Source organism: Candidatus Latescibacter sp. (genome assembly GCA_030692375.1).
GTDB lineage: Bacteria > Latescibacterota > Latescibacteria > Latescibacterales > Latescibacteraceae > JAUYCD01.
The window spans coordinates 1-5573 of the sequence record JAUYCD010000257.1 but is presented as its reverse complement, the minus strand read 5'-3'; the positions used below and the strand labels follow the sequence as shown (position 1 = coordinate 5573).

General features: G+C 54.0%; 5 protein-coding genes. All 5 read right to left on the bottom strand.

Annotated features, from left to right (window positions below):
* Window positions 1–155 precede the first annotated feature (155 nt).
* Window positions 156–1358 (bottom strand): class I SAM-dependent rRNA methyltransferase, encoded by a 1203-nt coding sequence (locus tag Q8O92_15505; GenBank protein ID MDP2984724.1) that lies wholly within the window; start codon window positions 1356–1358, stop codon window positions 156–158.
* Between the two features lie 85 nt (window positions 1359–1443).
* A complete protein-coding gene (locus tag Q8O92_15500; GenBank protein ID MDP2984723.1) occupies window positions 1444–2568 on the bottom strand; it encodes a Gfo/Idh/MocA family oxidoreductase in 1125 nt (374 codons plus the stop codon).
* Window positions 2569–2951: 383 nt separating this feature from the next.
* Window positions 2952–4115, bottom strand: a complete 1164-nt coding sequence (locus Q8O92_15495; protein ID MDP2984722.1) for a twin-arginine translocation signal domain-containing protein — start codon at window positions 4113–4115, stop codon at window positions 2952–2954.
* A 94-nt stretch (window positions 4116–4209) separates the two neighbouring features.
* A complete protein-coding gene (locus tag Q8O92_15490; protein ID MDP2984721.1) occupies window positions 4210–4575 on the bottom strand; it encodes a hypothetical protein in 366 nt (121 codons plus the stop codon).
* A 217-nt stretch (window positions 4576–4792) separates the two neighbouring features.
* A partial coding sequence (locus Q8O92_15485; GenBank protein MDP2984720.1) for a hypothetical protein occupies window positions 4793–5573 on the bottom strand: 781 nt, incomplete at its 5' end.

Genomic DNA, 5573 nt, shown 5'->3' with positions numbered 1-5573 from the left:
AGAAGCGGCAACGGTTTCATCGTTCCCGAGAAGCGGCAACAAGTTCGGCATGACACGTGCACTTCGACAAGCTCAGTGCTCGGTCAGCGGACTCTGAGCCTGTCGAAGAGTCCGCTACATCCTGAACTCGTTTCAGGATCTAAACACCTTGAAGATCAATCTATGACCCTCAGGAACAATCCTTTCAGGTACTCCCCCTCACGGTGACAGACATCGGTCGGATGATCCGCCGGGTGAGCCGTCTGGGCGATCACCTGGGCCTGACGGCCGGAGTCGGTCACCGCAGCATAGACGATCTGGCGAAAAAGGGTCGGGCTGATATGGTGTGAGCAGGAAAAAGTGGCCAGGATCCCCCCGGAATTGATTTTCCTTAGCGCCCGCATATTCAAATCCTTGTATCCGCGGGCCGCCTGCTCGACCTGGGCTTTCTTTGAAGCAAATGCCGGCGGATCCAGCACAATGACATCCCATGATCCTTCCGCAGTATTCAGATACCGGTACACATCGGCCCGGATAACGTCGCCGGGGATGTTTTCCAGCCCGTTCAAGGCCATATTCTCTTTCAGCAGTTCAAGCGCCGGGGCGGAAGTATCCACCGAGGTTACATGGGATGCTCCGGAAGACGCCGCCGCCGCAGTGAACCCCCCGGTATAGGAAAAGAGATTCAGTACCCTCTTCCCGGAAACATACCGGCCGAGACGGCGCCGCGAGTCGCGCTGATCGAGGTAAAACCCTGTTTTCTGACCGCGAAGTATATCCACTTTATAGCGGAGCCCATTCTCCAGAATCTCCACCGCAGGTTTTGGCGCCGTTCCCTTAATGACTTCAATACGCTCTTCCAGCCCCTCTTCCCGCCGTGAAGAGGTATCCGATCGCTCCACCACAAAAGAAGGGGCGGCAAGGCGCTCCAGAATATCTATCAGCTCCTCGCGCCACATCTCCATACCCGCGGTGAGTATCTGGATTACTATGCCGCCGCCATAACGGTCCACAACCAGCCCCGGCAGGAAATCCCCCTCGGAATTCACCAGGCGGCAGGCGTTCGTTCTGTCATCAAGGATATGTTCACGGAAGGCCAGCGCTCTCCGGAGTCTTTTCTCCAGAAAATCATAGTCCGGAGATATGCGCTCCCAGGCCAGCACCCGTGAGATGATCTTCGAATCTGGGTTTACATATCCTACTGCGAGGAAATCTCCTTGGGCGGAGAAAATCTCACAGGACTGTCCGTTCCGCTCCAGCCCCTCGATCCGTTCAACAGCGCCTGAAAACACCCAGGGATTGCGGTTACGAATGGATTTGTCTTTCCCCGGTTTGATGATCACTCCGGCTGGCTTGAGCATGGATTTTTCAGTTAGCATGAGTTATCCGATAAATTTCTTAAGGTCCTTTATGCCGCCGGGCACTGAGCCTGTCGGGCACTGAGCCTGTCGAAGTGCCAATGTATCACCCGAAATACTTCTTATACTCCGTTACATAGTCGAACGGCCCGGCGCCAGGGTAGATCGGTGCCTTCCATCCCTCATCGAAACCTTCCAGCTCCACATATCCTCCCTTGTTGTCCAGGTGGGATTTGAAACCGGCGAGGTACCAGAGGGTTTTTTCCAGGATGCTCTCGTAAGGCTCGAACATCTCGCGGGTGATGAACATGCGCTGCATTTCGATGAGCATGGGAATCCACATGAACTTGTCACGGTCGTAGGGGCCTCTCTCCCAGAACCACCACTGCTCGAAATAGTTGGAGCCGCCCTTCCATACTTTGAAAGAAGCGTTAGTCAATCCGCCGCCGATCTCCTGGAGGGTGCCGTAGAAGGTTCCGCTGCCGCCGCGGTCGGGATGCTCGAAGGTCATGAGCCCGTTGGGTTTTTTCCAGTCAGGAGTACGGTAGGAGATGGCCTTGAGCGGTCCGCCCACTACCCGGTGAAGCATATAGAGGCCGTGGATGCCGTGGGTGGAGTAATCGCTCATGGAGTTGGTGGCGGAATAACCCTGGATACTTTTCCCGATCTTCTGGACCTCTTCGCGGGCGATCTCGGTATCGCGGGTGAATTCGAAAGAAGAGGCGCACATGATGGGTGTCTTGTATTTACGGGCGGTTTCGACCATCCGTCTGGCGTTGGCGAGGTTCGTGGAGAACGGACGGTTGATGAAGATCGGTACTCCCGCCTCCAGGAACGGCTCGACCATCTTGTGATTCACATCGATGGCAAAATAGTCGCTGGAAATCACCGCATCCACTTTGCCGATGAGGTCGGTGTGGTTCTTGACCGGCGCCGCACCCCATTTTTTGGCGAAATCATCCCTGGTCGCGGGGTTCAGGTCCCAGCAGTGGGTGATAATCATTCCGGTCTGGCGGATGTTTTTTCCGCTGGAATTGATGAGCGGCGCCCAAAGCCCAAAGTGTCCCAGGCAGCTTAAAGCTCCGATGGTCACCAGGTCTGCTTTGGGGCCTGTTTTATTCTCCGGAACATAGGTTGCGGCTTCGGCGGTCTTCCCGACGGCCGCAAGGCCGGCTGCGGCCAGGACGCCCTTTCCCAGGAAGCCCCGGCGGTGTGTCTTCATGTCGGACATGGAAGAGTTCCTTTCATTTACTGTAAGTATTGTCTGAACCATGATTCATAGGATTCAGGGATTACCATGATTGAAGTCTGAACCTTGGTTCATGGGATTCAAGGATTACCATGATTGATGATGCGGCAAAAAGTGTTAAATAGTCTTCAGTTCTGTAGAAACCTCACCCGGCCTTTGGCCACCCTCTCCTAGTCAGGAGAGGGTAAAGACTTGGCTCGCCGTGAGTTACCCCCTCTCCTGACTAGGAGAGGGGGATAGGGGGTGAGGTTTGTAAAGCTGAGTAGGAGGTAAAATCTCCTTTTTTGCCGGGTCATCATGATTGAATCAATCTAAAAGATCAAGTTAATCCTGAAATCAAGCGAATCATGGTTCAGACAGACATTTCATTTCGTCCACGACTCTTTTCCGGACAGGCGGAAGCGAATGAGCCACCGCCGCATGGATTCGGAGTAGGGGATGGCATCGTCCCCGCCCAGGCTGTCCAGCCTGACCGCCTTCCCGGACAGCCGCGAGACATTGGTTGCTGTAAGCGCCCGGTGCTGCTCCAGGATTGCCTCAAAGGGACGAGGCGATTTGCGTTTGGTATAGAAATCATGGAGCGCTGTAAACATATAGTAGAACAGGTTGTCTCCCGCCGTGAACGTTTTGCTGCCGCCCATGCCGTAGACAGTGATGTGGTAGGGCGCGGGATTCTCGCCGATATGATTATAGCCGATCATGGGCGGCTGGCCGTCGCGAGACTTGTAGGTGAGCAGGGACACCGCCTCGCCGATGGGACGCTTTTCCTCGTCGGCTTTCTGATAATCCGGCTTGTATCCCTCGGGGAATCTGGTCAGGTCGAGAGTCCCCATGAGGGCCTGTTTCAGGTGAACCCACTTCCCGATATCGATGAAATAATCCCCGGAGAAATAGGCGGTCTCGATGCCGCCGCCCAGTCCGGCGTGAGCGAAATTGATTACATGGGGAAACATCCAGGGGAAAATCGGTTCCGGGCAGAACGCTTCATAACTTCGCACCGGACCTTTCTCACGGGCGAATTTCTGCATCCCGGCCACCTCCGGCTGGAATTCCAGGGAGGAGGCGCACATGAGCGGAGCATTGTACGCCCTGGCGAGACGAACCGCTTCTTCGGCGTCGGCTATGATCGCGGTAAACGGACGGTTGATGAACACCGGCTTTCCCGCTTCGAGAGCCGGACGGGCCAATTCCAGCACCCTTCGGTAATCGGCATGTTCGATATGGACGCCGTCGCATTCTTTAACCAGCTCGACCGGATCCCTGATCACCTTTTCGAATCCCATGTCCATCATGGCTTCCGCTACTCCGGGAGCATCGTCCCAAACCGCGTATGGCTTGCAGAGCACTTTCTGTTTGAAACTTTTTGGCGGTTTTTTGAAACTGCCCAGGAACCCGTGCGACCCCAGCCCGAGCTGGCCGATTTTCATTATCCCCCGGTCCTGGGCGAATGCAGGGGCTTTTTTTGAGGCGATCATGGCGGCGACTCCGCCGGCCGCAGCCGCTTTCAGAAATCCTCTCCTCGATTCCATGAAAAATGCTTCCTTATTCAGTAAGTTAGCCTGCCTATGTTTTTCTGGTGTTCTGGAAATTATAGGGTTTTATTGTCGTGAAGTCAAAGTGTTTTTACCGCGCTGCCGCATAACTCCCCGCTGTTCCGCCTATAATATCCCAGGTAAAGTCTTTCCAACTCCAGAAAGTATTTTTGATTTTCAGATCGTACCATTCCTTGCCTGCTCCTACAGTCAACGCCGCGGATATTCCATACACAGGGGCGGTGCTGCGTGGCTCTCCGTTCGATCTGGCAGCGAAAGTCGTTCCTGCGCCGATCGCGCCGGTGCAGACGAAATGATACAGCTTGTCCCTGCCGAGCCAGGGATCGTTTTTGACAAATATCGGCGCGCAACCGGATGAGAGAAAGAGAATTATGACTGAGAGGATGGACAATAGGGCGATGCGAAGGAAAACTGAAGAAAGCAGCAGATTATTCATGATATAGCTGGCATGGATAAAAGTTCAGAAGAATTTCAGATGAGCTACGGGGACAGCATATTCATATAAAAAAGGAGAAGGCGAGATAAAACCCGTCTTCTCCTTCCAACTTTTTAATTCTTTCCCGGTCCAACTATTATGAGTGAACCACAATCCACAAAAAAAGTATATGTAAATCCGACAAGTTTGTCAAGGGAAATATTCTTTCCAGACCATCCTACAACCCAAGTACCGCTTTCTCGTCGATTTTTGGTGAGAGATAACCTGAAAAGCTCAGCAGCAGCAAGCTTGCAAGCGTCATGTCGCGGGTAGCGAGATCGCGACGCACGCCCTCCGGATTTCCTGCGTGCCGGATGCCTGGATAGTCAGAGCAGAAGCCGTAGAGATTGCTCAATGCCGCTTGAACGGCCCCATGTGGCCAATCATTTAGTTCCTTACACAATTGCCCAAGTGTATCAGATTTCCCGCAAGTTGCCCCAGCTAACCCCTCGGCATACTTGCTTGCATTGCCGATGCAGGTCTTGAGATCGGTCGGGTCCTGGGTGCGGGCGTACCGGTCGAAGGCTTTCTCAAAGTCGGTGAGCAGGCTGGCGAGGTGGCCATTGCCGAGATTGATTCGGTGCAGCTCAGTGTAGAGGTTCGTGAACGAGCCGGGGAGGAGGAAACGCAGTGTGAAAGGCTCGTCAAGACGGTAGCGCAAGTTGAACTTGCGGAGCGCATCGCGCAGGAGGCGCCGGTAGAGGTCTTCGAAGCCTGTGATTTCGTAGTCAGCGATGACATCATGCACCTCTTCGAGGAAGTGCACGATGGTAGATTCGCTTGCGAAGTCGGTGCCTTTGAGGGCGAGAAATTCCTCTCGTGCGGTGGTGGGATCGTTCCGTATAGACAAAAAGCGTGGGCCTTTCTCGTCCAGAGGAACTCCCAGAAATTCATTAACTTCTGTGAATAGGTCACTAAAGAGATCTTCCGGCGCGGCAACGTCTTTAATAAAATAGTCG

Bases quoted from the DNA above. Each gene is read 5' to 3' on its own strand.
- Q8O92_15505 (MDP2984724.1), bottom strand. From the start codon at position 1,358: ATGCTAACTGAAAAATCCATGCTCAAGCCAGCCGGAGTGATCATCAAA.
- Q8O92_15500 (MDP2984723.1), bottom strand. From the start codon at position 2,568: ATGTCCGACATGAAGACACACCGCCGGGGCTTCCTGGGAAAGGGCGTC.
- Q8O92_15495 (MDP2984722.1), bottom strand. From the start codon at position 4,115: ATGGAATCGAGGAGAGGATTTCTGAAAGCGGCTGCGGCCGGCGGAGTC.
- Q8O92_15490 (MDP2984721.1), bottom strand. From the start codon at position 4,575: ATGAATAATCTGCTGCTTTCTTCAGTTTTCCTTCGCATCGCCCTATTG.